The organism is Actinomadura sp. HBU206391, from assembly GCF_014323665.1.
Classification (GTDB): domain Bacteria; phylum Actinomycetota; class Actinomycetes; order Streptosporangiales; family Streptosporangiaceae; genus Actinomadura_C.
The window spans coordinates 1-22,216 of the sequence record NZ_JABVEB010000072.1; the positions used below are offsets into that span (position 1 = coordinate 1).

General features: G+C 70.2%; 23 protein-coding genes. 7 read left to right on the forward strand and 16 right to left on the reverse strand.

What is annotated here, in order from left to right; genetic code table 11:
• On the reverse strand, positions 1-393 hold a 393-nt coding region (locus tag HKK72_RS39985; RefSeq protein ID WP_222720938.1), incomplete at its 3' end, for a hypothetical protein.
• Positions 394-421: 28 nt separating this feature from the next.
• Between HKK72_RS39985 and HKK72_RS20830 the strand changes: the two genes are divergently transcribed.
• From HKK72_RS20830 to HKK72_RS20835, 3 genes are read left to right on the forward strand one after another with little or no spacing between them, the layout of a single operon-like run.
• A complete protein-coding gene (locus HKK72_RS20830; RefSeq protein WP_222720939.1) occupies positions 422-964 on the forward strand; it encodes a hypothetical protein in 543 nt (180 codons plus the stop codon).
• A complete protein-coding gene (locus HKK72_RS39990) occupies positions 948-1,127 on the forward strand; it encodes a hypothetical protein (RefSeq protein WP_222720940.1) in 180 nt (59 codons plus the stop codon). Before HKK72_RS20830 ends, HKK72_RS39990 begins: the two co-directional genes overlap by 17 nt.
• A 48-nt stretch (positions 1,128-1,175) precedes the next feature.
• Positions 1,176-1,574 (forward strand): MerR family transcriptional regulator, encoded by a 399-nt coding sequence (locus HKK72_RS20835; RefSeq protein WP_187236079.1) that lies wholly within the window; start codon positions 1,176-1,178, stop codon positions 1,572-1,574.
• On the opposite strand, the gene HKK72_RS20840 is transcribed toward HKK72_RS20835, so the two are convergent.
• On the reverse strand, positions 1,558-2,733 hold the full coding sequence (locus HKK72_RS20840) for an MFS transporter (RefSeq protein ID WP_187236080.1): 1,176 nt from the start codon (positions 2,731-2,733) through the stop codon (positions 1,558-1,560). The two genes, HKK72_RS20835 and HKK72_RS20840, sit on opposite strands and share 17 nt — an antisense overlap.
• Before the next feature lie 53 nt (positions 2,734-2,786).
• On the opposite strand from HKK72_RS20840, the gene HKK72_RS20845 reads away from it, so the two are divergent.
• The gene (locus HKK72_RS20845; protein WP_187236081.1) at positions 2,787-3,542 is read left to right on the forward strand and encodes an AraC family transcriptional regulator; all 756 of its coding nucleotides are present in this window, start codon (positions 2,787-2,789) and stop codon (positions 3,540-3,542) included.
• A 47-nt stretch (positions 3,543-3,589) separates the two neighbouring features.
• Here the strand turns inward: HKK72_RS20845 and HKK72_RS20850 are convergent, their stop codons facing one another.
• Entirely contained in the window at positions 3,590-4,675 is a 1,086-nt protein-coding gene (locus HKK72_RS20850; protein ID WP_222720941.1) for a DUF1080 domain-containing protein, read from the reverse strand.
• A gap of 343 nt (positions 4,676-5,018) precedes the next feature.
• Between HKK72_RS20850 and HKK72_RS20855 the strand changes: the two genes are divergently transcribed.
• Positions 5,019-9,380 carry a ThuA domain-containing protein gene (locus tag HKK72_RS20855; RefSeq protein ID WP_187236082.1) on the forward strand — a complete coding sequence of 1,454 codons (4,362 nt, stop codon included), beginning with the start codon at positions 5,019-5,021 and terminating at the stop codon, positions 9,378-9,380.
• An 89-nt stretch (positions 9,381-9,469) separates the two neighbouring features.
• On the opposite strand, the gene HKK72_RS20860 is transcribed toward HKK72_RS20855, so the two are convergent.
• Positions 9,470-10,063 (reverse strand): hypothetical protein, encoded by a 594-nt coding sequence (locus HKK72_RS20860; protein WP_187236083.1) that lies wholly within the window; start codon positions 10,061-10,063, stop codon positions 9,470-9,472.
• A gap of 492 nt (positions 10,064-10,555) precedes the next feature.
• Between HKK72_RS20860 and HKK72_RS20865 the strand changes: the two genes are divergently transcribed.
• On the forward strand, positions 10,556-10,759 hold the full coding sequence (locus tag HKK72_RS20865) for a cold-shock protein (RefSeq protein ID WP_187236084.1): 204 nt from the start codon (positions 10,556-10,558) through the stop codon (positions 10,757-10,759).
• Between the two features lie 107 nt (positions 10,760-10,866).
• Positions 10,867-11,070, forward strand: a complete 204-nt coding sequence (locus HKK72_RS20870) for a hypothetical protein (protein ID WP_187236085.1) — start codon at positions 10,867-10,869, stop codon at positions 11,068-11,070.
• A gap of 13 nt (positions 11,071-11,083) precedes the next feature.
• Here HKK72_RS20870 and HKK72_RS20875 read toward each other — a convergent pair whose 3' ends face one another.
• The 12 genes from HKK72_RS20875 to HKK72_RS20925 all read right to left on the reverse strand — a co-directional run bounded on the left by HKK72_RS20875 (position 11,084) and on the right by HKK72_RS20925 (position 22,216).
• Positions 11,084-11,797, reverse strand: coding sequence for a DUF5994 family protein (locus HKK72_RS20875; RefSeq protein ID WP_187236086.1), 714 nt, complete (start codon positions 11,795-11,797; stop codon positions 11,084-11,086).
• Positions 11,798-11,954: 157 nt separating this feature from the next.
• Entirely contained in the window at positions 11,955-14,291 is a 2,337-nt protein-coding gene (locus tag HKK72_RS20880) for a heavy metal translocating P-type ATPase (protein WP_410050324.1), read from the reverse strand.
• Positions 14,284-15,303 carry a hypothetical protein gene (locus tag HKK72_RS20885; protein ID WP_187236087.1) on the reverse strand — a complete coding sequence of 340 codons (1,020 nt, stop codon included), beginning with the start codon at positions 15,301-15,303 and terminating at the stop codon, positions 14,284-14,286. Before HKK72_RS20885 ends, HKK72_RS20880 begins: the two co-directional genes overlap by 8 nt.
• The gene (locus HKK72_RS20890; RefSeq protein WP_187236088.1) at positions 15,300-15,506 is read right to left on the reverse strand and encodes a heavy-metal-associated domain-containing protein; all 207 of its coding nucleotides are present in this window, start codon (positions 15,504-15,506) and stop codon (positions 15,300-15,302) included. Before HKK72_RS20890 ends, HKK72_RS20885 begins: the two co-directional genes overlap by 4 nt.
• Positions 15,507-15,921: 415 nt before the next feature.
• A complete protein-coding gene (locus HKK72_RS20895) occupies positions 15,922-16,296 on the reverse strand; it encodes a hypothetical protein (RefSeq protein ID WP_187236089.1) in 375 nt (124 codons plus the stop codon).
• 70 nt (positions 16,297-16,366) lie between these two features.
• Complete coding sequence (locus HKK72_RS42815; protein ID WP_410050325.1) at positions 16,367-16,471, reverse strand: DUF6893 family small protein; 105 nt, start codon at positions 16,469-16,471, stop codon at positions 16,367-16,369.
• A gap of 3 nt (positions 16,472-16,474) precedes the next feature.
• The gene (locus HKK72_RS20900) at positions 16,475-16,996 is read right to left on the reverse strand and encodes a hydrogenase maturation protease (protein WP_187236090.1); all 522 of its coding nucleotides are present in this window, start codon (positions 16,994-16,996) and stop codon (positions 16,475-16,477) included.
• Complete coding sequence (locus HKK72_RS20905) at positions 16,993-18,420, reverse strand: hypothetical protein (RefSeq protein WP_222720942.1); 1,428 nt, start codon at positions 18,418-18,420, stop codon at positions 16,993-16,995. Before HKK72_RS20905 ends, HKK72_RS20900 begins: the two co-directional genes overlap by 4 nt.
• The gene (locus tag HKK72_RS20910; protein WP_187236091.1) at positions 18,420-19,049 is read right to left on the reverse strand and encodes a DUF6084 family protein; all 630 of its coding nucleotides are present in this window, start codon (positions 19,047-19,049) and stop codon (positions 18,420-18,422) included. The genes HKK72_RS20905 and HKK72_RS20910 overlap by 1 nt, the downstream gene beginning before the upstream one ends.
• Positions 19,042-19,677 (reverse strand): DUF5947 family protein, encoded by a 636-nt coding sequence (locus HKK72_RS20915; RefSeq protein ID WP_187236092.1) that lies wholly within the window; start codon positions 19,675-19,677, stop codon positions 19,042-19,044. Before HKK72_RS20915 ends, HKK72_RS20910 begins: the two co-directional genes overlap by 8 nt.
• On the reverse strand, positions 19,674-20,360 hold the full coding sequence (locus HKK72_RS20920; protein ID WP_187236093.1) for a NifU family protein: 687 nt from the start codon (positions 20,358-20,360) through the stop codon (positions 19,674-19,676). Before HKK72_RS20920 ends, HKK72_RS20915 begins: the two co-directional genes overlap by 4 nt.
• A gap of 47 nt (positions 20,361-20,407) precedes the next feature.
• Entirely contained in the window at positions 20,408-22,216 is a 1,809-nt protein-coding gene (locus tag HKK72_RS20925) for a nickel-dependent hydrogenase large subunit (RefSeq protein WP_187236094.1), read from the reverse strand.

Genomic DNA, 22,216 nt, shown 5'->3' on the forward strand with positions numbered 1-22,216 from the left:
GCGCGACCGGAGTGAAACGATCACTCGTGTCCAGAGCCGGGCAATGTGGGCTCGGCGAACGTGGCGCGATGGTCGGTCGTGGGAAGGCCGTGGACGCTGAACCGGCGGACCGCGATCCGGCGGTCCGGCGACCACCAGGGCCGCCGATGCCGCCCACCGGCGACGCAGCGCCAAGGCCGACAGCGCCACCGCGACCGCCCCGATGGTCACGTAGGGGGTGAACGCCACCAGTTGCCCCCAGCGAATTTTGGCGATCACCATGTCTGCCTGCCGCGCCGCGGGGGAGGGACGCGCCGGCCGTTGCCGGACAGGGCAAGCGTATCGAGTCATGACGCGAAAAGGGCGAATGTCGCATTCCGCAGGCGGCCGGGCCATCGGCGGCTTGACCTTCACGCATGGGTCAATCCCTAGCGTCGTCGGCATGGACGCAGCTTCGAAGAGCACACCACGTTCCGGCCGCTCCGGCGCCTCCCGCACCGGTCGGGAGGCCCGACTCGTCGCACGGCCCGTGGGTCTGCCCACGGTCGGCGACTTCGAGATCATCGAGGTCGCCGTTCCCGATCCGGCACCTGGTCAGGTCCTGGTCCGCAACCTGTTCATGTCGCTCGACCCCGGCATGCTCATGCTGATCGCCGGCGAGGCCGGCCTGCCGATGCCCCGCTACGAGGTCGGTGAGGTGATGTACGGCGACGCCATCGGCGAGGTGATCGTCTCCGCGGATCCGTCACTTCACGAAGGCGACCTGGTGAAGCACCGGCTCGGCTGGCGAGAATACGCCGTGGCCCAGGCCGGGCTGTTCCGCCCGGTCGACCGGGACGGCTACCCGACGCTCTCCACCTATCTGGGCTCCGGACTGGTCGCCTACGTCGGCTTGATGGACGCGGCGGCGGGGGCCCGGCGACCTGCTCAGCGTCGTCGGCAAGCGTCTCACCATCCGCGGCTTCACCGTGCACGATCACCCTGACCGCGTTCCGGAGTTCGGCGAGAGGCTGCGCACCTGGCTGCGCGACGGCGCGCTCGTCTACGAGGAGACCGTGATCGATGGGCTGGCCGACGCACCGCAGGCGCTGCTCGATCTCGTGAACGGCAAGTACATCGGGAAGACCGTGGTCCGGCTCGGGAGTTGACCGTGATGTGCACGTGAGGCGGTACGGCCCGACCCGGAGGTTGCCGCGATGCTGATCGGTGAACTGGCGGCGGAGGCGGGGACCACGACCCGCGCTCTGCGCTACTACGAGGAGCAGGGACTGCTGGAGCCGGGCCGTACGGCGGCCGGTTATCGCGTGTACGAGCCCGGCGCGGTGCGCCGCGTCCGCAACATCCGTGAGCTGCTGGCCACGGGGTTCACCGTCGAGGACGTGAAATCCTTCCTGGGCTACCTCGATGCCGATCTGCCCGAGGTGTTCTGCCACTCGGCGCGATGTGCCGACGGCTTCGTCGTCGGCGCACAGCGGGTGGCCGACCTGGAAGAGCGGATCACGACCCTCATCCGGCTGCGCGACAGCCTCGTCCACAAGATGCCCTGGCTCGCGCCATCCGAGGCCGGCGCCGTCGAGCCTAGCGCCGAGCCATGACGCCGTACCGGCCGGCCGGATCCGGTAGCGCGGGCTCGAGGAGAGTACGGCTGATCAGCCAGGCCAGGGCCGGAAGGGCGATCAGCGGGGTGAGGGCGGATCGCAGGGAGGTGGCGTCCGCGACGACGCCGATGAGGGGGGCCGCGAGGCCGCCGATGCTGATGGTGAGGCCGAGCGTGACGCCGCTCGCGGTGCCGACACGAGTGGGCAGGTAGTCCTGGCCGAGCGTGATCTGCAGGGAGAACGGGATGTAGAGCGCTGCCGAGGTGAGCGCCACGAAGACGTAGAACGCCGGACCGGGAACGAACACGACGCCGGTGACGGCGGGAATCGTCGCCGCGTACGCCCAGCGCACGCAGCGGACCCGTCCCCAGTGTGCGGCGAGCCGGCCGCCCAGCACCGTGCCGACCGCACCACCGATGAACAGGACGAAGAGGGCCGCTCCGCCTGCGGTGGCATCGCCGCCGGTCCGCTGCTGGGCATAGAGGGCGATGAACGAGCTCAGGCCGACGAACACGACGGAGCGGCAGATGACGGCCAGCGACAGTCGTAGGAAGGCGGCGCGGTCGCCGGCACCCGGCGCGGGTGCCGCCTGCGCCGGGCCGGCGCTAGGCGACCGTTGCGCCCGGAGGGCGAACACGCAGAGCAGGGAGCCCAGCACCGCAGGGACGACCAGCGCCGGAGAGGCGGTCAGGCCGCCCGCCGCGATGATGGCGGTGACCATGAGCGGGGCGGCCGCGAAACCGAGGTTGCCGCCGAGCGAGAACCAGCTCATCGCGGCGTGGCCGCCCCGGCTTGCAGCACGCGCCGTGCGGGCCGACTCCGGGTGGTAGGCGGCGACGCCGACTCCCGACAGCGCGACGGCGGCGAAGGTCAGCGGATAGGAATCGCTCACCCCGCTCAGCGCGATGCCCGCTCCCGCCACGACGGTGCTCACGGGCAGGAGCCATGGCATGGCCCACCGGTCGGTCAGCACCCCGAAGAGCGGCTGGACCAGCGACGACAACAGCGAGGCGGCGAGCACGATCCCGGAGGCGGCGGCGTATCCGTACGCTCGCTCGGCCACCAGGAACGGCACCAGGGCGGGAACGGCGCCCTGATAGACGTCCACGCAGGCATGACTCACGGACAGCAAGGCGATGGGCTTGTTCCTCGGCATGTCTCGATCATCGTCAAGCCGCGGCTGTCTCGCTTTAGATAAAATGCCAGCTAATGACGATTCCCCGCCATACGCCGCGTGCGCCCACCCGGGCACAGCCGATGCCCGCCGGTGCCCACATCGACGCACACCGGCACGACGACCATCAGATCGTGTACGCGGGCCGCGGGGTGCTGTCGGTCACCACAGGCGCGGGCACGTGGGTGGCCCCGGCGACGCGGGCCATCTGGATCCCGGCCGGCACGGTGCACCGGCATCTCGCGCACGGTGAGCTCGACCTGCACCTGGTGGGCCTGCCCGTCACCGAGAACCCGCTGCGCCTGGACGCTCCGGCGGTGCTGGCCGTCGGCCCCCTGCTGCGGGAGCTGATCCTGGCCTACACCCGCGAACCGCGAGACGACGGTCCCGAGCGCCGCCGCCTGCGCGCCGTGCTGCTCGATCAACTCCGGATCAGTCCGCAGCAGCCGATCCACCTCCCGGCGCCCACCGATTCCCGGCTGGTCGCCGTCTGCGCCATGCTGCACCGCGATCCCTCCGACGACCGCACGCTCGCGGCCCTCGGCGCTGAGGTGGGCGCGAGCGAGCGTACGCTGACCCGCCTGTTCGGCTCCGACCTGGGTATGACGTTCCCCCAGTGGCGAACGCAGTTGCGCCTGTATCACGCGCTGCGCCTGCTGGCGGAGGACGTCGCGGTGACCGTCGTGGCCCACCGCTGCGGCTGGTCCTCCACCAGCGCCTTCATCAGTGTCTTCCGCGGCACCTTCGGTCACACACCGGGCGCCTACCGCGCCGGGACGCGTGCCCGTTGACGCCTGCGTGTCGGGCCGGCATGGGGGAGCCCTCCATCACCGCGGGCTCAGATGCGGTGGCGGCCGGAGCAGCCGGTGTCCTCGGCGAGGTCGCGGACACGGACGTCGCGGAACTCGATGAGGTCGCTGTTGCCGTGGTTCTGCAGGCCGATGAAACCACTGGCGAACTGCCGGAGGTCGGTGGGCGGGTCACCGGCGCGTGAGGAGTTCTTGCCGGGGGTGTTGCCGAACTCGGTGAGCACCTCTCCGTTACGGATGATCGTGTAGTGCTGGCCCTGGACCCGCACTTCGTAGTCGTTCCAGACGCCGGCGGGAGTGACTTTGGCCTGCTCGAGACCGAGCGGCTGGAAGTTGTAGACCGAGCCGGTCTTCTGGGGCTCGCCGGTAGGCCCGTCGTAGATCTGGATCTCCTGGCCGCAGTAGATCGCCACCCAGGCCGGCGAGGTGCGGGCCGCGCCGATGGTGCCGCAACCACCGGGCGGGCGCTGCTCCAGGGGGATGCGCGGGTCGGGGAAGCGGGTGAGGATGCCGCTGTTGGAGAAGCCGCCGTCGGTGCGGGCGTCGCGGAACCGCAGCCGGAGCGAGAAGTCACCGAACTCCTGACTGGCATACCAGAGCATGCCGAGGCCGCCGACACTGCGGATGGTGCCGTCCGGCTGCAGGGTGAACGAGCCGCCCGGCGCCTGAACCCACTTGCTCAGTGACTCGGCGGTGCCGTCGAAGAGGGCCGTGTAGCCCGTGCGGCTCACGTGAGCGCGCAGGCCGGCGGCGAGCAGCGTGCGCGCCTCGGCTCGGCCGACCACGCGGTCCTTCCTCAGCCTGACGACCACCGAGGCCAGGTGCCGGGTGAAGGCGCCCTTGCCGCGCCACGCGCGCTCGTCGTCGATCCGGTCGTTGATGGTGCAGCCGTTCCCGGCCGGACGGTTCGGCACGTCGGTCCGCTGGTCGAAGACCCAGACCGTGGGCCGGGCATCCGGCACGGCACACGCGGGCGCCGGTGCCGAAACCGCGGGCGCCGGTGCTGAGACCGCGGCGGCCGGTGCTGACAGCGCTGCCCTGGGCGAAACCGTGGTCGTGGCCGCCGCCGGCATCGCGGCCGCGCCGGGTGACAGCAGCGCGAGCGTGAGTGCCACGGTCGCCGTCCTTCGAGGTCCAGGGCCTTCGCGGTCTCGGTCACGTGCCACGAATCCTCCTGCGGATCGGGAACCCATCGGCGGCGCCGGGGGCTCCGCCTCGTAGATCACATGAGGCCTGCTTCGCACTCTTACAGCGGCTCGTTTGTCTCGTCAATGGCAGAAGTCAGGTCGAGTTTCCGCAACACCGCTACTTTCCCCTTGCTATGGAGGAAGTTTCGATCAAATCGACAAAAGGTCTTGGCGGGCCGGGGAAGGCCGTTTAACATCCCGGGTGGCGGTGATCCATTGCGCCCCGACCGGGCAGGGGGCGGGCGAGGTACCACCACGTCTGGAGGACGTTGTGTCGAGCGCTCCACGCCGGCTGCTGCTGCTCGCGGTCAGTCTGATGCTCCTGCTCACCTCGGCGAACCTGGTCGCCATGAACGCGGCCTCCGGCAGGACGACGACGGCCTGGCCGCTCTCGGGCGCGCGGGCCACGTACAAGGTCCTGATCTTCTCCAAGACCGCCGGTGAGCGCGTCGAGTCCATTCCGGCGGGCATCGCGGCCATTCAGCGGCTCGGCCAGGACAACGACTTCGAGGTCGACGCCTCCGAGGACTCCTCGGTCTTCACCGACGCCGGCCTCGCGCCGTACAAGGCGGTCGTCTTCCTCTCCGTCACCGGAGACGTGCTCGACGACGGGCAGCAGACCGCACTGCAGGGTTTCGTCGAGCGGGGCGGCGGCCTGATCGGGTTGAACACCGCCGCCGACGCGGAGCCGGACTGGTCCTGGTACGGCACCCTGATCGGCGCGCGCACCAGGTCGCCGCGGCCGGCGGCGCAGCAAGGCCAGATGCTGGTGTACGACCCCGCGCACGCGTCCACCAAGGGCCTGAAGCGCAAGGTGCCGAACACCGACGTCTTCTACAACTACACCGCGAACGTACGGGGCAACCTGCACGTGCTCGCCGGGATGGACGAGAAGAGCTACACCCCCGGCACCGGTGCGATGGGGTTCGACCATCCGATCAGCTGGTGCGGCGAGGTGCGGCAGGGCCGCTCCTGGTACACCGGCCTCGGCACCAACGCCGCCACCTACGGCGACGCCGCCTTCCTCGAGCACCTGCTCGGCGGCATCCAGACCGCTTCGGGCGCGGTGGCCTCCGACTGCGGCGCGACGGTGTGGAAGAACTTCCAGACCACGCTGCTGACCAAGGACGTCGGCGAGCCCATGGACCTCGCCGTGCTGCCGGACGGCCGCGTGCTGATGACCAGCCGGCGCGGCGAGATCCGGCTCTACCACCCCGGCACCGGCCAGACCACCGACGCCGGCAGCGTCGAGGTCTACACGGGCGAGGAGGACGGCCTCCAGGGCATCGAACTGGATCCGGACTTCACCGAGAACCAGTGGGTGTACTTCTACTACTCGCCGGCCGGCACGACACCCGAGAACGTCCTGTCCCGCGCCAAGCTGACCGGCGACACCCTCGACCTGTCGACCGAGCAGAAGATCCTGCGCGTGCCCACCCAGCGCCGGCTGTGCTGTCATGTCGGCGGTGACATCGGCTTCGACTCCAAGGGGAACCTGTACCTGTCCACCGGCGACAACATCAACCCGTGGCAGTCGAGCGGCTACTCGCCGATCGACGAGCGCCCGGGACGGGAGGACTACGACGAGCAGGGCCACGCGGCCAACACCAATGACCTGCGCGGCAAGATGCTGCGGATCAAGGTCAACGCCGACGGGTCGTACGCGATCCCGGACGGCAACATGTTCCCGCCCGGCACGGACAGGACCAAGCCCGAGATCTACACGATGGGCGAGCGGAACCCGTTCCGCTTCGACGTCGACAGGAAGAAGGACTGGGTCTACATGGGCGTGGTCGGCCCGGACGCCAACGAGGACAGCCCCAAGCAGGGTCCCGAGGCGTACGAGCGGCTGAATCAGATCCGCGGCCCGGAGAACCACGGCTGGCCGTACTGCCAGGCGAACAAGAAGCCCTACTTCGACTACGACTTCGCCACGGGCACCACCGGCCCGCCGTTCGACTGCGACAACGTGATCAACGACTCGCCGCACAACACCGGCCTGCGTGAACTGCCGCCGATGACCTCTCCGCTGCTGTGGTACCCCAACGACTGCGCGACGTGGAACGAGCTGCCGCAGTTCTGCCCGCCCACGCCCGGCGGGCGTACGGCGATGGGCGCGCCGGTCTACCACTACGACGCCGGTCTGGAGTCCGACACCAAGTTCCCGGCGTACTACGAGGGAACGCCGTTCTTCTATGAGTACTCTCGGCACCGTGCCTGGGACGTCAAGCTCGACGACGACGGCGACCTGCTCAACATCAACACGTTCCTGCCGAACGTCTTCACCAGCACCGACGGCTCGGTCAACGGGCAGCCGATGGACATGGAGTTCGGGCCGGACGGGTCGCTGTACTTCCTGGACTACGGCGGCGGCTTCTTCACCGTCGGCCCGCGGGTCGGGCTCTACAAGGTCGACTACGTCAAGGGCAAGCGGTCGCCGGAGATCAAGGCGACCGCGACCCCGGCCTCCGGCAGCGTCCCGCTGACCGTGAGGTTCGACGCCACCGGCACCGCCGATCCCGACGGCGACCCGATCACCTACGCCTGGGACTTCGACGGTGACGGGACGACCGACGCGACCCATCCGGTCGTGGAGCACACCTACACCGAGAAGGGCGGCTTCCAGGCGAAGCTGACGGTCACCGACTCGACCGGCAAGTCGTCCGTGCAGTCGTTCCCGATCACGGCGGGGAACACCATGCCCACGGTGGAGTTCGAGCAGCCGTCGAACGGCGGCTTCGCCGCCTTCGGCGAGACGGTGCCGTACAAGATCAAGGTCACCGACCAGGAGGACGGTGAGATCGACTGCTCGCGGGTCAAGCTGCAGGTGGCCCTCGGGCACGAGGTGCACGCCCATCCGATCCTGGAGAAGACCGGCTGCGGCGGCACCTTCGCGCTCGAGAACGTCGAAGGCCACGGCGACGACGCCAACGTCTTCACCGTCCTCAGGGCCATCTACGCCGACAAGGGCGCCGACGGAGTGCCCGGTCTGGAGGGCAGCCGGCAGATCCTGCTGCAACCCAAGCAGAAGCAGGCCGAGCACTTCACCGAGAACAACGGCGCCTCGATCGTCAGCAACTCCGGCGCACAGGGCGGCCGGCGGATGGGCGGCATCAACAACGGCGACCACATCGCGTTCAACCCGGTCGATCTGAAGGACATGAACTCGGCGACCTTCCGGGTGTCGTCGGGCGGTGCCGGAGGCACGATCGAACTGCGCACCGACCGGCCCGACGGGCCGCTCGTCGGCACGGCGACCGTGACCAACACCGGCGGCTACGACCGCTACGTCACTCTGCCCCCGGCCTCTATCACCGATCCGGGTGGCGGCGCCCACAAGCTCTACCTGGTGTTCAAGAACCCGGCCACGACCGCGGCGCTGTTCGACGTCGACTCGGTGCGGTTCAACGGCAAGGGCATGGCCGCCGCGATCGGCGTCACCGCGACGGCCGACCAGAAGAGCGGACCCGCGCCGCTCGAGGTGAGGTTCCAGGCCGCCGCGCCCGACGCTCCCGCCGACGCCACGTACGCGTGGGACTTCGGCGACGGTACGACCGCACAGGGCGGGTCCGTGACGCACACCTTCACCGAGCCGGGCGAGTACGCCGCGAAGGTGACGGTCTCAGACGCCTCGGGAGTCCTGGGCACCGGCACGGCCGCCACGGTCAAGGTCCTCGCCAACGTGACCGGCACTCTCGAGGTGAGGCCCGAGACGGCCGCCGCCGACGCCGGCGAGAACCACACCGTCACCGCCGAGCTCACCACCGAGGAGGGCGGGTCGCCGGCCGGCCGGGACATCACCATCGAGGTCTACCGCAAGGCGCCCGCGGCGCCGCTGCCGAGCGGGCACACCGCCGGCACGCCGTACCAGCTCGCCGAGCAGTCGTTCACCAGGACCGGCGACTCCGGGACCGCCGGGTTCACCTACACGAGCACCATCGGTGCGGACGACGTCGTCGTCGCCTGCGCCGGCTACCAGAACTCGTGCGTACGGGACAACGCCAAGGTCCTGGTGATGACCGGCGACGGGCCGGCCAACCTCAGAACCGACTACATCAACGCCAGGGCCACGGTGACGTGGCGGCCGGTCGCCGACGGCGACGGGTACCTGAACCTGTTCGACGGCAAGACCCTCGGCGGCTGGGACCACGCCGGAGCGGGCTCGTTCACGGCGAACAACGGGATCCTCACGCCACAGGGCGGCCGCGGCGCCCTGTGGTATCCCGGCCGCCGGTACGGAGACTTCGCGCTGCGACTGGAGTACGAGCAGGACGGCGTGAGCTCCAATTCGGGGATCTTCCTGCGCGTCCCCGACGGTGACAGCGCCGTCGCCAACCCGCAAACGAAGGGGTATCAGATCTCGATCCTGGACCGCGTTGAGGAGGCCAGGTTCCGTACGGGATCGATCGACGGGATCGACGGGGCCGACTTCCTCAACGTCAAGCCGGTCGGCGGCGGTTACAACAAGGTCCGGATCGAGGTCCGCGGCCAGGAGTACAAGATCTACTGGAACGACCTGCTGGTGAACACCTTCACCGGTGACCGAGAGCTCGACGGCCATATCGGGCTCGAGAACAACGGCGGAGGCATCAGGTTCAGGAACATCGGCGTGGCGCCGCTCGAGGCCGGCTGAGCGGCACCCGTCTCACGAGGGGCGGCGGGCGGTGACGTCCGCCGCCCGGCTGTCGCCTTCACCGGTGGCGGGCGTCGCCGGAGCCGGCGTCACTGCTCTCTTTCGGTGATGTCGCGACCGTGCGAACGGAACCGCACCCTATGGCCGGAGATGTCCACGGCCTCGATCTGGTACCCCGCGGTCATCCACGCCTGTGCCTGCACGTTCCCGAAATCGTTGTCCCACCACTGCGGAAGCCGGGGATTGCGAGCGGAGGGGGGCAGATGCACACCGCCGAGCAGGGATTCGAGGTCGTCGAAGGACAGCTCGATGCGCTCGCGGCCGTCCTGCATCAGGTAGTCGGTGAGCGGCTGATACTTCGTCCCGAGAGGGGCCTCGTCGCCGTTGAGCCACCTCTGCACCTGAAAGGTCGGCAGCGCGATGAACTCGCAGTGCTGCCATCCCCGGTGCTGGTCGGGATCGTGGAGGGGCGCGACGATGTACCGCTCGTCAGGGGCCCGGCCCTCGAGCCTGACCAGCCGCCCGATGCGGTTGGGGTCCCATCCCCGGCCGAAGTCGGTGATCTCCATGACGAGGTCGCCTGGCTGGGGCCGGCCCATCCGTTCCCCGAGCGGGGTGCCCTTGCTCGCCATGAAGAGCTCATGGCCGACCACGGCGAGGACGCGCGCCTCGTCGGGTGTCACGCCTCACTCCGTCCGGCCGTCGTCCGCGGAACCTCGGCCCGTCCGGGCCGAGGCGAAAATCGCACCCCCTGATTCTGGCCGGTCGAGTCCGGTCGCCGACCGGTCGACCTCGGGCAGAGGATCTTTGGCAATTATGCGCTGCGCGGGCCGGTATATGCGACGGCGCGGCCGTCGTGCCGCCGATCCGAGATGTTCTGGCGATGGCCGGTGACGGTCAGGCGAACGTCCCACGATGATCGTGTCTTGGCCGGAAGGGGATTTGAGATCGGCCAAGGTCCCGCCATATGCAGACATGCCACCGGCCGTGTTCTCGCAGGGAGCGGTGAGGTAGTATTCGAAAATACTGAGTTCTCGTAGGTGCGCAGGCGCCATCATCGGACGAATTGGCGCTGCATTCATCACCTGACGCCGTTCATTTACGGGGACGGGCGGCTGAACCTCTCGCCAGCCTGCATGGTGCAGGTCGCGTACCCGCTCGCTTGAGGAATGATCATGGCTGAGGGAATCGTCAAATGGTTTCATGTCGAGCGTGGGTACGGGTTCATCACGCCCGATGACGGCAGCCGGGATGTTTTCATACATCATTCCGCCATTGAGACCACAGGTGTCACTGCGCTTGACGAGAATCAACGAGTCGAGTTCGCGAGCGAACCAAGCCCCCGGGGCCCCCGGGCTCTTCAGGTGCGACTTCTCTGATTCCCCGATTTTCGACCGGATATCTCGTCCGGCGCCGAAGCGTCACACCTTGGCGGGGGTACAAGTGACGCTCGCCGCACTGCCGGCCGATCCACTCGGAGGCCAAGGTGAGTAAGCCCAGCCACGCCGACATGCGTGCATGGCTCACGGTCCTGATCCTGCGCGAGGGCGGTGCGATCGAGATCAGCAACGCCGAGTTGTACAACGCGATGATGCCGTCGGGCGGCAGCCGAACCGGCCGGTTCACGGTGGAGGAGACGGCCGACGGGGTGCGGGTCAGTCTGAGCCTCGACGCGGACCCATCCGCCTGACCAATCCATGGGGTCATCGGCCAGTGGTGAGCCGCGGACCACCGTCGTCCGCCCACCGGGCGGTCTCTGGCGGCTCGTCCGGGCGGCCACTTTCACCGGTCGTCACGGCGGACCGTTCGTGGGCGGTCCGGTCCGGCACCAGTCGGAGCGGAGGCGGGTCACGGTCAGGGCGCGTGGCCGTCGCCGCGTCGCCACCTGCGTAGCGTGCGGGGTCTGCGGAGATATCGCAGCCGGAGAGAATCTCTCGCGGCGGGGCGCTGCCGGTTCCCGCGGCCGCCCACTCCAGCGCGGCCTGTGCAGCGTGCGGAGTCGCGTCCGGCGGTACCACGAGCAGCATGAACTGATCCTGGCGGCCGCGGGTCACGATGATCATGTGGCTCAGGTCGGGGAACCATCCCACCTTGACCGCGCGATCGCCGACCTTGATACGGCGTGGAATGTCGTCCCAGTCCGTCGCGTCGACGGCCAGGCGCGTGATCATGCCCAGAGGCTCGATCAGGTCCGCCGCCAGTTCGGTGAGCTGCGTCGCGGCGTCCCGCGAGCGAGGCCACCAGCCGCCGTCGAGAACTCCGCGACGCGCGAGGCCGAGGGCCAGCCTGAGGCGCGGCTCGGAGACCGCCGGTGACACGGCGAGTGGTCGGACCAGGGTCAGTGGTTCAGCCGGGGCCAGTGGTTCAGCCGGGAAAGGTGCGGGGGTGCGATCGATGCCGTCGGTCGGATCGGCCATGTCGTCGGCCCGTCTCCGGCTCCACGGGGGGAGCCGGGCTTGTAAGCGCCGAGGACGACGCCGGCGTGGCGGTCGACGTTCGTAGTGCCCTTGGTTCTTTGAGTCTACGCGGTGAGCTGCTGCTTCCTCTGTCCTCGCGCCCCCATCGAGGAGTCCGTCAGTTTGCCGTTCGTGCGGCCTCCCGTGGCCGGCCGCCCGTGACGGGCGTCGCGGCGACGCCGCCGTTGAGTGGCTTGAAGCCGCGCAGCCGCAGGCTGTTGCTGACCACGAAGACCGAGGAGAAGGCCATGGCCGCTCCGGCGATCATAGGGCTGAGCAGGCCGGTGGCGGCGAGCGGCAGGGCGGCCACGTTGTAGGCGAAGGCCCAGAACAGGTTGCCCTTGATGGTCTGGAGGGTGCGGCGGGACAGCCGGATCGCGTCGGCCGCGACCCGCAGGTCGCCGCGCACGAGGGTCAGGTCGGACGCCTCGATGGCCACGTCGGTGCCGGTGCCCATGGCCAGCCCGAGGTCGGCCTGGGCCAGGGCGGCGGCGTCGTTGACCCCGTCGCCGACCATCGCCACCGTACGGCCCTCGCGCTGCAGTCGCTCGACCACGTCGACCTTGTCCGCCGGCAGCACCTCGGCGACGACCTCCTCGATGCCGAGCGTTCCCGCCACCGTACGCGCGACCGCGGCGTTGTCACCGGTCAGCAGCACCGGGCGCAGGCCCAGCGCCTTGAACTGGGCGATCGCCTCCGCCGAGGTCGGTTTGATCTGGTCGGCCACGGTCAACACGGCCCGCACCGAGCCGTCCCAGCCGACCGCCACCGCGGTGTGGCCGCGCTCCTGTGCTTCGGTCATCGCCCGGTCCAGATCCACTGGCAGGTGCTGCGCCCACTCGGCGAACAGTCGCGGACGGCCGACGAACACGGCCTGGCCGTCCACGATCCCCTGAACTCCGAGGCCCTCGATGTTGGTGAAGTCCTCGACCGTTCCCAGGGCGCCCACACGTTCGGCGGCGCCCGCGGCGACGGCCTGGGCGATCGGGTGCTCTGAGGCGTTCTCGAGGGCGCCGGCCAGTCGCAGCACGTCGGCCGCGTCCACGCCGTCGGCGGTGATGACCTCGACCAGCGACATCTCGCCGGTGGTCACGGTGCCGGTCTTGTCCAGCACCACGGTGTCGATCGCCCGGGTCGACTCGAGTGCCTCTGGGCCCTTGATCAGGATGCCGAGCTGGGCGCCTCGGCCGGTGCCCACGAGCAGCGCGGTCGGGGTGGCCAGGCCGAGGGCGCACGGGCAGGCGATGATCAGAACCGCGACCGCGGCGGTGAACGCGGCGGCGGAGCCGGAGCCGGAGCCGATCCAGAAGCCGAGGGTGGCGACGGACAGCGCGATCACGATGGGCACGAAGATCGCCGAGATGCGGTCGGCGAGCCGCTGGACCTGGGCCTTGCCGGTCTGTGCCTCCTCCACCAGCCGCGCCATCTGCGCGAGCTGGGTGTCGGCGCCGACCCGTGACGCGCGCACCATGAGCCGCCCGCCGGCGTTCACGGTCGCGCCGGCCACCCGGTCGCCCGGGCCGACCTCGACCGGTACGGACTCTCCGGTGAGCAGCGAGGCGTCCACCGCGGACGACCCCTCCTCGACGACGCCGTCCGTGGCGATCTTCTCGCCGGGCCGGACGATGAAGACGTCGCCGGGTGCCAACTGATCGGCGGGGATGCGCTCCTCACGGCCGCCGCGCAGCACCGAGACCTCCTTGGCGCCGAGGTCGAGAAGCGCCCGTAGCGCCGCGCCGGCCCGGCGCTTGGAGCGGGCTTCGAAGAACCGTCCGGCCAGGATGAAGGCGGTGACCCCGGCCGCCGCCTCCAGGTAGATGTTCGCCGACCCGTCGCCGCGCGTCATCGTGAACTCGAAGCCGTGCCGCATGCCGGGTTCGCCGGCACTGCCGAAGAACAGGGCCCACAGTGACCAGCCGAAGGCGGCCAGCGTGCCGACCGAGACCAGCGTGTCCATGGTCGCGGCGCCGTGCCGCAGGTTGATCCACGCAGCGCGGTGGAACGGCCATCCCGCGTACGTCACGACGGGCGCGGCCAGCGTCAGCGAAAGCCACTGCCAGTTGTCGAACTGCAGGGCGGGCACCATCGCCATCGCGACGACCGGCAGCGCCAGCACCACGGACGTGATGAGCCGGTGCCGCAGCCGCCGCAGCTCGTCGTCCTCGGCCTCGTCACCGGCGTCGGCGGCCTCGGCCCCGGCGGTCTTCGGGGGCTCGGGCAGCTCGGCGGTGTAGCCGGCCTTCTCCACCGAGGCGATCAGATCGCCGGGGTCGACGTTGCCGGGGAACCGGACCTTGGCCTTCTCGGTGGCGTAGTTCACCGTGGCCGTGACGCCCTCGATCTTGTTGAGCCTTCTCTCGATGCGGGCGGCGCAGGACGCGCAGGTCATGCCGCCGATCGCCAGCTCGATCTGTCCGGACGCCGCGCCGGAGTTCATCGCGTCCTCCTCAGCCATGGTCGTGGTCGTCGTGGTCGGTCGGGTTCGCCGGCCGGCTCGCGCCGGCCTCGGGGGTCGGCCCCGCCATCGCGGTGAACTCCGCGGTACGGACGGTGCCCTCGTGCTGGAAGTCCAGGTAGAGCCGGTAGGCGCCGGCGCTCGGCACCTCGGCGTAGAACGTGATGTCCGGGCCGGGGCTGGTGCGGCCGTCGCCCGGGGCGCCGTCCGGGTGGACGTGGAGGTAGGCCAGATCGCCCGCACGCAGGGCCACCAGGTGCCCATAGGCCTCCAGGTAGGGCTGAAGGTCGGTCACCGGCCTTCCGGCCCTGCTCACCGAGAGGGTGAGCCGGCTGCTCCCGCCGGGGACGAGGTCGCCGGACAGCTTCACCGTGTAGTCACCGATCCGTGCGGTCCGCTTCGCCTTCGGCAGCGCCTCAGGCCGGTAGTCGCCCGGTGCCGAGACATCGGTGCCGAGGGTCAGTTGCCGCTCGGCGCTCTCGGGCCTGACGTCGGTGAACATACGGTACACGCCGACCTCGGCCACGGTGAGCGGCACGGACCAGACGCCGGCCCCGTCCAGGACCGGATGCAGATGCTGGAAGCCGGAAAGATCTCGCCGGGCGATGATGAGATGCAGCTCCTTGCCGTGCAGCGGGAGATAGCGGGTGACCGGCCGGCCGTCCGGGCCGGTCACCCTGAACCGTAACTCCGACCGTTCGCCGACGGGCAGGGTGGCTCGCTCGGGAACCAGCGTGAAGCCGTCCTGGGCGACCTGCAGCCCGCCGGGCGGGGACCCCTCGGCCGGACCGGTGGCCGGCGCGTTCCCGCTCGTGGCGCGCGGGGCGCCGTGCTCGCCGCCGCCAAGGCCGGCCGCCGAGCCGTGACCGGACGTGTGGCCCGACGTGGTGCCGGACGCGGCCGACGCCGACGCGGTCGTCGTCGGACCGGCGATCCGCCCGATCCCGGCCGCCGCGCCGAAGAGGACGGCAAGGCCCGTGACGTACACGCCGAGACCGGTGGCGGTGTTCATTCGACCGCCTCGTAGCCGGCCTCTTCGACGGCCTTGCGGATCTCGGTGAAGTCGAGGGGAGCGTCGCTCGTCACGGTCACCCGCTTGCTCTCGAGATCGACGTCCACAGCGGTGACCCCGGTGACCTCGCCGAGCTCCTCCTTCACCGACCGGACGCAGTGGTCACAGGTCATGCCGATGACGGTGTAGGTGCTCGTGCTCATCAATCCTCCTGCGCGACTGGCTTCTGCTCGACCGGTCACTCTGTGCGACCGGTCTTCGTACCCCTAGGGGGTACCTGTATCCGATGATGGCACCTGATCGGGCGATATGCAACCCCTACCCCCTACAGGTATATCAGCCGTTCGGTCGCGCTAGTGATGGCTCGGTGCAGCTCGCGGCCGGTGAGAAGGTCGGCGTCGGGGGCTTCCGGCAACTGCTGCAGACGCAGCCACGCCGTACCGGGACGCGAGGGACGTGACGGCGTCGTGCGATCGCGCCAGGCGCCGGAGGCGCGGGCGTGGTCGCGGCCATCCGTGTGCAGGCCCGCGACGAGCACCGATGGGCCGGGGGGATCGGGCGGTGGACCCGGGGGCCGATCGCCGACCTGATCCCTCGGCCGCCTCGGTGCGGAGCGGATCAGCCGCTCGGGTGCAGGTACGGGCTCTCCTCCGAGATCGGTTCCGACGATGCCATACCGCCCTCCTCCGGTTCGGACCGGCCGAACGGGCGCCTTGCCCGGCCCCGGAACCCGACGGTGGGCCGCTGTTCCCCCTCCTCGCGGGCGATCTGCTCGGGGCGCCGGGTCGTGCTGACACCGACGCCCAAGGGAGACCGCGCCACGGTGTCGGTTGAGGGGACCCCGTGGAGCTCTTCCTTGGACGGTTCACGGCCGGGCCACTGCGGCCCCGGCGGCGGGCCGGCGAAGGCGAGGTCGCCGGCCCGCCGGACATCGGGGCTCCCCGTCCCCACGGCGGGAGAGAAGCCGTGCCAGTGTTCCTCCGGATCTGTCATCTCATCCACCTCCGTTCCCCCTCCAGCCTGTCACCCGTCCCTCGGCGGGGAAGGGCCGCCGGTCGCGGCGTCACATCCGCCGGATCTTGATGTAGCGCCTCAACTCGGGGAGCGACCGTACGACCAGCACGGTGATCCCGGCGACGGTCGCGCCGACGAGTACGCGCTTCAGCATGGTTCACGTCCTTTCTGGATGCCGTTGCCTGATCAGTTCGAGCACCAGATCGGCGGCCGCTTCCACTGCGCCGGCGACCTGGGGGCTGAGCTCCATGCCGGGCGAGGTGTCGGCCGGCTCGCACCCGACGATGAGGACGCGACCCGCCGTCCCTTCGCGCTCGCCACGGCTCCCGCCGGAGTCCTCGTCGCCGTCGCCGTCGTCGCCGCCGAGCAGTTCGGCGAGGGCCAGCACCGCCTCGGGCGTCAGGCCGTGGCCGTCGACACACGGGACGGGCTGGTCGCCGGGCCGCGGTTCGATGACGTACAGCGTGCCGGGCACACCGCCACGGGGCACCGCGTCGACGAGGATCACTGCGGCGTAGCCGGAGTTGAGCTCATACGCCAGGTGCAGGCCGCCGGTGCCGAAGTCGGTGACCGAGGTCCCGGTGGGCAGCGGCATCGCGGCGAGCCGGCGGGCGACCACGCTGCCGAAGCCGTCGTCGCCGAGGAAGATGTTCCCGCATCCGGCCACGAGGACCTTCATGACGTGACTCCTTCGCGATGGCCGTCCCCGCCGGCCGTGCCGCTCCGGCCCGGCCCGGCCGCGATCGGTTCGATCTCGTCCGGGGCGAAGTAGCGGAAGCGACCCTGCGCACGCTGCAGGTCGGCGCCCGGGTCGTCCTCCAGGGTCACCGCAAGGTGCTCGGCCCCGTCGACGTCGACGAGGACGGCCTCCACCACGGCGGCCCGGCCGGCGAGGAACATGTCCTGGGCGTCCGCGCCTCGCACGCCGGGTCGCAGGAGCACCCGGCTGCCCCTGCCGACCGGTACGCCGGCGACGACCACGCCGTCGATCTCCGAGGGCGCGCCGGCGTCGATGCCCGGATGTCCAGGAGGGCCGGTGGAGGGCCGCGCCGCGGAGCTCGCGCCGGGCCGGTTCACCGGGCCCAGGGCACGGATCGCGCCGTGCAGTCGCTCGATGAGCTCCGGAGGCAGGTCGGCGACCCGCTGGACGAGCTCGGCGGCTCGCGGGTCGGTGGCCATCGCCTCCCGCCGCTCGGCCTCGGTGAGGGTGAGCGTGCGGAGGCTCAGCAGCTCGTCGATCTCCGTGCCGTCGAACAGCTCGCCCGGGCTCTCGGGGGCGATGGCCGGATGGTCGTACAGGATGATCGGTGATGACAGCAGCGTGTCGCGGGCTTCGGGATCGCCGACGAGCACGGGCCAGATGTGCTCGTTCACGCAGCCGTCGGCGGCCGCCCGGGCCCACTCCGGCGGATCGAGCAGGGAGACGAAGCGTCCGCCGGTGACGCCCAGCAGCAGGTGGGTGGCGATCAGCGAACGGCGCAGCGCCAGTTCGCGCGGCGCCTCGGGCTCGTCCCAGTGGGCCTTGTTGCACACGTCGACCCTCAGTCTGACCAGGCCGTACGGTCCGTCGATGCGTATGGCGCGCAGCCGGAGCCCGGCACGCAGCGGAAGGTGCTCGCGCATGATCCGGGCCGGCGCGCTGATGATCGGCTCGGCCTCCAGACCGCCCGGGATGTCGACGTCGATGGCATGCTCGGTGTCGAGCAGGCCGGCGAGCGGCAGGACGGCCTGGGTCTCACGGGGGGTCGCCTCGTCGTAGCCGAAGTGCGTGGTGCCGCCGACCGTGAGCCGCGCGACCGGGCGGTATCCGCCGGAGCCGGCCGGCTCGACGGCCGGTTCCATGGCCGCCACTTCGACGGTGCGGCTCCGGACGTGCAGGAACCGCAGGTGCAGCCGGAGCGCCGCCCCCGCACCGGCCTCGAGGAGGCATTCGGTGCGGCTGGCCGACGGCTCGCCGGTCGCGGTGAAACCGGGTGGCACGAGCACCCCGAACTGCCAGCGGACCCGGTTCTTCGCGGCGGAGGCCCGATAGGGGTACAGCAGGTAGCCCTCGTACAGCACCGCGTCGGCGATCCTGCGGGCGTCGTCCATCGGAGTGGTCATCAGGAGGTCTCCTGGAGCAGCCGCTCGACGGCCTCGTCCCACGTTGCCAGAGCGCGGCTGGACTTGAACCGGTGCAGGGCCCGCAGCGTGTCGCGGCGGAGCCGCAGCCAGCCCGATCCGGGGAAGTAGAGGTCCATGAGCTCCTGCCAGACGGCCACCGGGAGCCGGCAGCGGGCCTCGCGGTCCCACGGCACCGGCCGTACGGTGAACCCGGTCGCCGCGCGTTCGAACACCGTGCCGCTGAACAGCAGGAGCAGCGGGATCTCGCCGTCGTCGAGGGCTGCGAAGTACTTGCCCGCGGCGACCTCCATGTCATAGCCGCAGGGCACGGGCATGTCGATCTCGGTGCTGCCGGTGAAGCCGGGGACCATGAGGGAGAGGGTGGCGAACTGCAGTGCCTGCAGGGTCTCGCCCCACCGGGAGCTGTCGCCGAAGACGTCGGCGAGCATCTCGGACTCGGCCCCGGTGTAGTGCCGGAGCCGCGGCTCGACCCTGATCTGGCAGCGCAGCGCGATCGTGTGCACTCCCTGCGGGGACGGCTCGGTGATCCGCAGCCGAAGGAGCAGCGTGGGCGAGACCGCGTAGGGCTCCGCGCGCGCTCCGACGCACTCGAACCGCAGCTCACTCAAGGTCGCAGACCCTTCCGGGGGCCGACTCGCGGCAGCGTCCGCGCAACGTCGCGAAGTAGGACTCCAGGGCGTCCCAGGCCTCGGGCCCGCCGGTGAAGCCCTTCCAGTTCAGCCGCAGCAGACCGACCAGCTCGTAGCAGGCGTCGATCGGCACCAGATAGCAGCCGAAACCGTCGGGGCCACGGTCGACCAGCAGCGCCTCGACGTCCGGCCGCGCGTCGGCGACCCGGGGGTTGGCCGCGAGCACGCGGTCCCAGGTGGCCATCGGCAGCTCGGACTCGGTCGCGCCGCCGGGACCCGGATAGAACGCCATGCTGCGGCCGAGCGCGGAGTTGTGGAAGAAGAACGCCATCCGCACCGGGATCTGCAACTCCTCCCAGTCGGCGGCCGAGATGTCGAACGTCGGCGTGTAGACGTAGCGGTCCGGCACCGCGCGATAACGCCCCTGCGCCGCCCCCGGTCGCAGGAACAGCAGGTGGCAGCCGCGGCAGGTGCACATCAGCGCACGGCTCTCCAGGTCGACCACGTGACGGTGCTCGGGCTCGATCGGTTCGACGCACATCTCGCACCGTTCCGCGTCGAGTCCGGGCTCAATCCGCTCGCGGAATCGCCGTAGCTTGATGATCATGTGGCCGCGCCCTCGGGCACCGGGCACGGACCCGGCGGGCGGTGGCCGATCTGCAGAAGCGCCTGCGGCCGGACTTCATCCGCCAGTCCCTCGACCTCGACCCGCGATATCTCCGGCGCCGCCTCGGCGATGGCCCGCTCGATGGCGCCGGTGACGGTCAGCCGCGAGGACGGACAGCCGTCACAGGTGCCCTGCAGGCGGAGCCGTACGACGCCGTCCGAGGTGATGCCGAGCAGGTCCACTCCGCCCGCGTGCGAGCCGAGATAGGGGCGCACCTCGTCGAGTGCCTCGCGGACGCGCTCGTCGGTGGTCAGCGGGTGCAGATCGTGCAGGATCAGCAGCCCGGAGACGAGGTCGTCGGTGGTCAGCGCGTGAAGCACCTCGGCCGCGTCGGTCTCGATGATGATCTGCAGGATGCGTTCCAGGCCCCCGCCGTACAGTTCGATCAGCGCTCGGACCAGCCCCTCGGCCTTGGCCCGGGTCGCGGGGTCGGTGAGCTCGCCGAGCTCACCGAGCAGGGCCTCGACCCGGTCACCGGCGGAGTGCACCTCGTGAAAGGGCCGGGCCGGGTCGGCGCGCGGTTCGGCCGGAGACCGCGCTTCGGCGGGCCGGTCGGCGACGGAGCAGGTGGTGTGGACGCTCTGGACGGTCTGCACGGTCTTGACTGTCTGGGCTTCCGGCATCTGCGCTGATCCCCCTGTTCGTGACGCGGTTGCTCATCGGCGAACGGTCATGAGGTGGTGAAGGCATGCGGGCTGTGCACCCTGCGCAGCTCCCGGCCCTTGCCGAGGTACATGTGCACGCCGCACGGAAGGCAGGGGTCGAAGCTGCGGATCGCCCGCATGATGTCGATCCCCTTGAACGTCTCCGGCCGGTTCTCCTCGAAGATCGGGGTGTTCTGCACCGCGTCCTCGTACGGGCCCGGCGTGCCGTGGCTGTCGCGCACACTGGCGTTCCAGGGGGTCGGCGGGTACGGGTGGTAGTTCGCGATCTTGCCGTCTCTGATCACCATGTGGTGGGACAGCAGGCCGCGTACCGCCTCGGTGAAACCGCAGCTGATCGCGTTCTCCGGAACGGTGAACGGAGACCACGTCTTGGTCCGTCCCTGGCGCACCTCGTTCAGCGCCTGCTCGGCGAAGTGCAGCGCGCACGCCGCCGCGTAGGCCTGGAAGTAGCTGCGGGCCCGGTTGCGTTCGAGCGCGTTCGACAGGAACTCGCCGCCCCGCACGGGGATTCGCCAGGTGAGCGTCTTCGGCGGCCTGGTGGCCGTCTTGGGCAGGTTGATGCGGACGCTGCCGTCCCCGGGCGTCTCGATGTAGCCGATGTCCACGACTCCCGACAGGGCCGTGGACCACAGGCGGGCGAGGGGACCGCCGCCGGTGTCGAGGGCGAGCAGGTTCTTGCCGTCGAACCAGCGGGGCGACATCACCCAGCTGTAGTTGCCCGCGAAGTCGCGCTTCTGCGGCCGCGGGATCGTGTGCTGGTTCCACGGATGCCGCTGGTCGACCGGGTTGCCGAGCGGGTCGTGGGTGACGAACGGCTCCTGGTCCACCCAGTCGTCGTAGTAGGAGCTGCCGAGCAGGATCCGGATGCCGAGGTTGATGTCGACGAGGTCGTCGGTGACCAGCCTGCCGTCGACGATGACCCCCGGGGTGACGAACATGCGGCGGCCCCAGTCGCCCATGTGCTCGTATCTGAAGTCGCAGTGCTCGGGGTCGTTGAGGCTGCCCCAGCAGCCGAGCAGCACCCGCCGCCGGCCCACCTCCTCGTAGCCGGGGAGCGCCTCGTAGAAGAAGTCGAACAGGTCGTCGTGCATGGGCACGACCCGCTTCATGAACTCGACGTACTTCATCAGGCGGGTGAGGTAGTCGGTGAACAACTGCACGGTGGCGACGGTGCCGACGCCGCCCGGGTAGAGCGTCGAGGGGTGGACGTGCCGGCCCTCCATCAGGCAGAACATCTCCCGCGCGAGGCGGCTGACCTGGAGCGCCTCGCGGTAGAACTCGCCTTCGAGCGGGTTGAGCGATCGCATGATGTCGGCGATGGTGCGGTAGCCGTGGTCGGCGGCGTGCGGCGCCTCGGTGCGCTCGGCGAGCGCCAGCACGCCGGGATTGGTCTCGCGGACCATGTGCTCGCAGTAGTCGACCCCGACCAGGTTCTCCTGGTAGATGTTGTGGTCGAACATGTACTCGGCTGCCTCGCCGAGATTGAGGATCCACTCGCCGAGGTGCGGCGGCCGTACGTCGTAGGCCATGTTCTGGGCGTAGACCGAGCAGGTGGCGTGGTTGTCGCCGCAGATGCCGCAGATCCGGCTGGTGATGAAGTGCGCGTCGCGCGGGTCCTTGCCCTTCATGAAGATGCTGTAGCCACGGAAGATCGATGACGTGCTGTGGCACTCCACGACCTCGCGGTTGGCGAAGTCGACCTTCGCGTAGATCCCGAGGCTTCCGACGATGCGGGTGATCGGATCCCAGGCCATCTCGACGAGTTCGCGGTCCTGCTCCGGACTCGCCTCGCGACGGGCTTTCTGGGTCGTCAT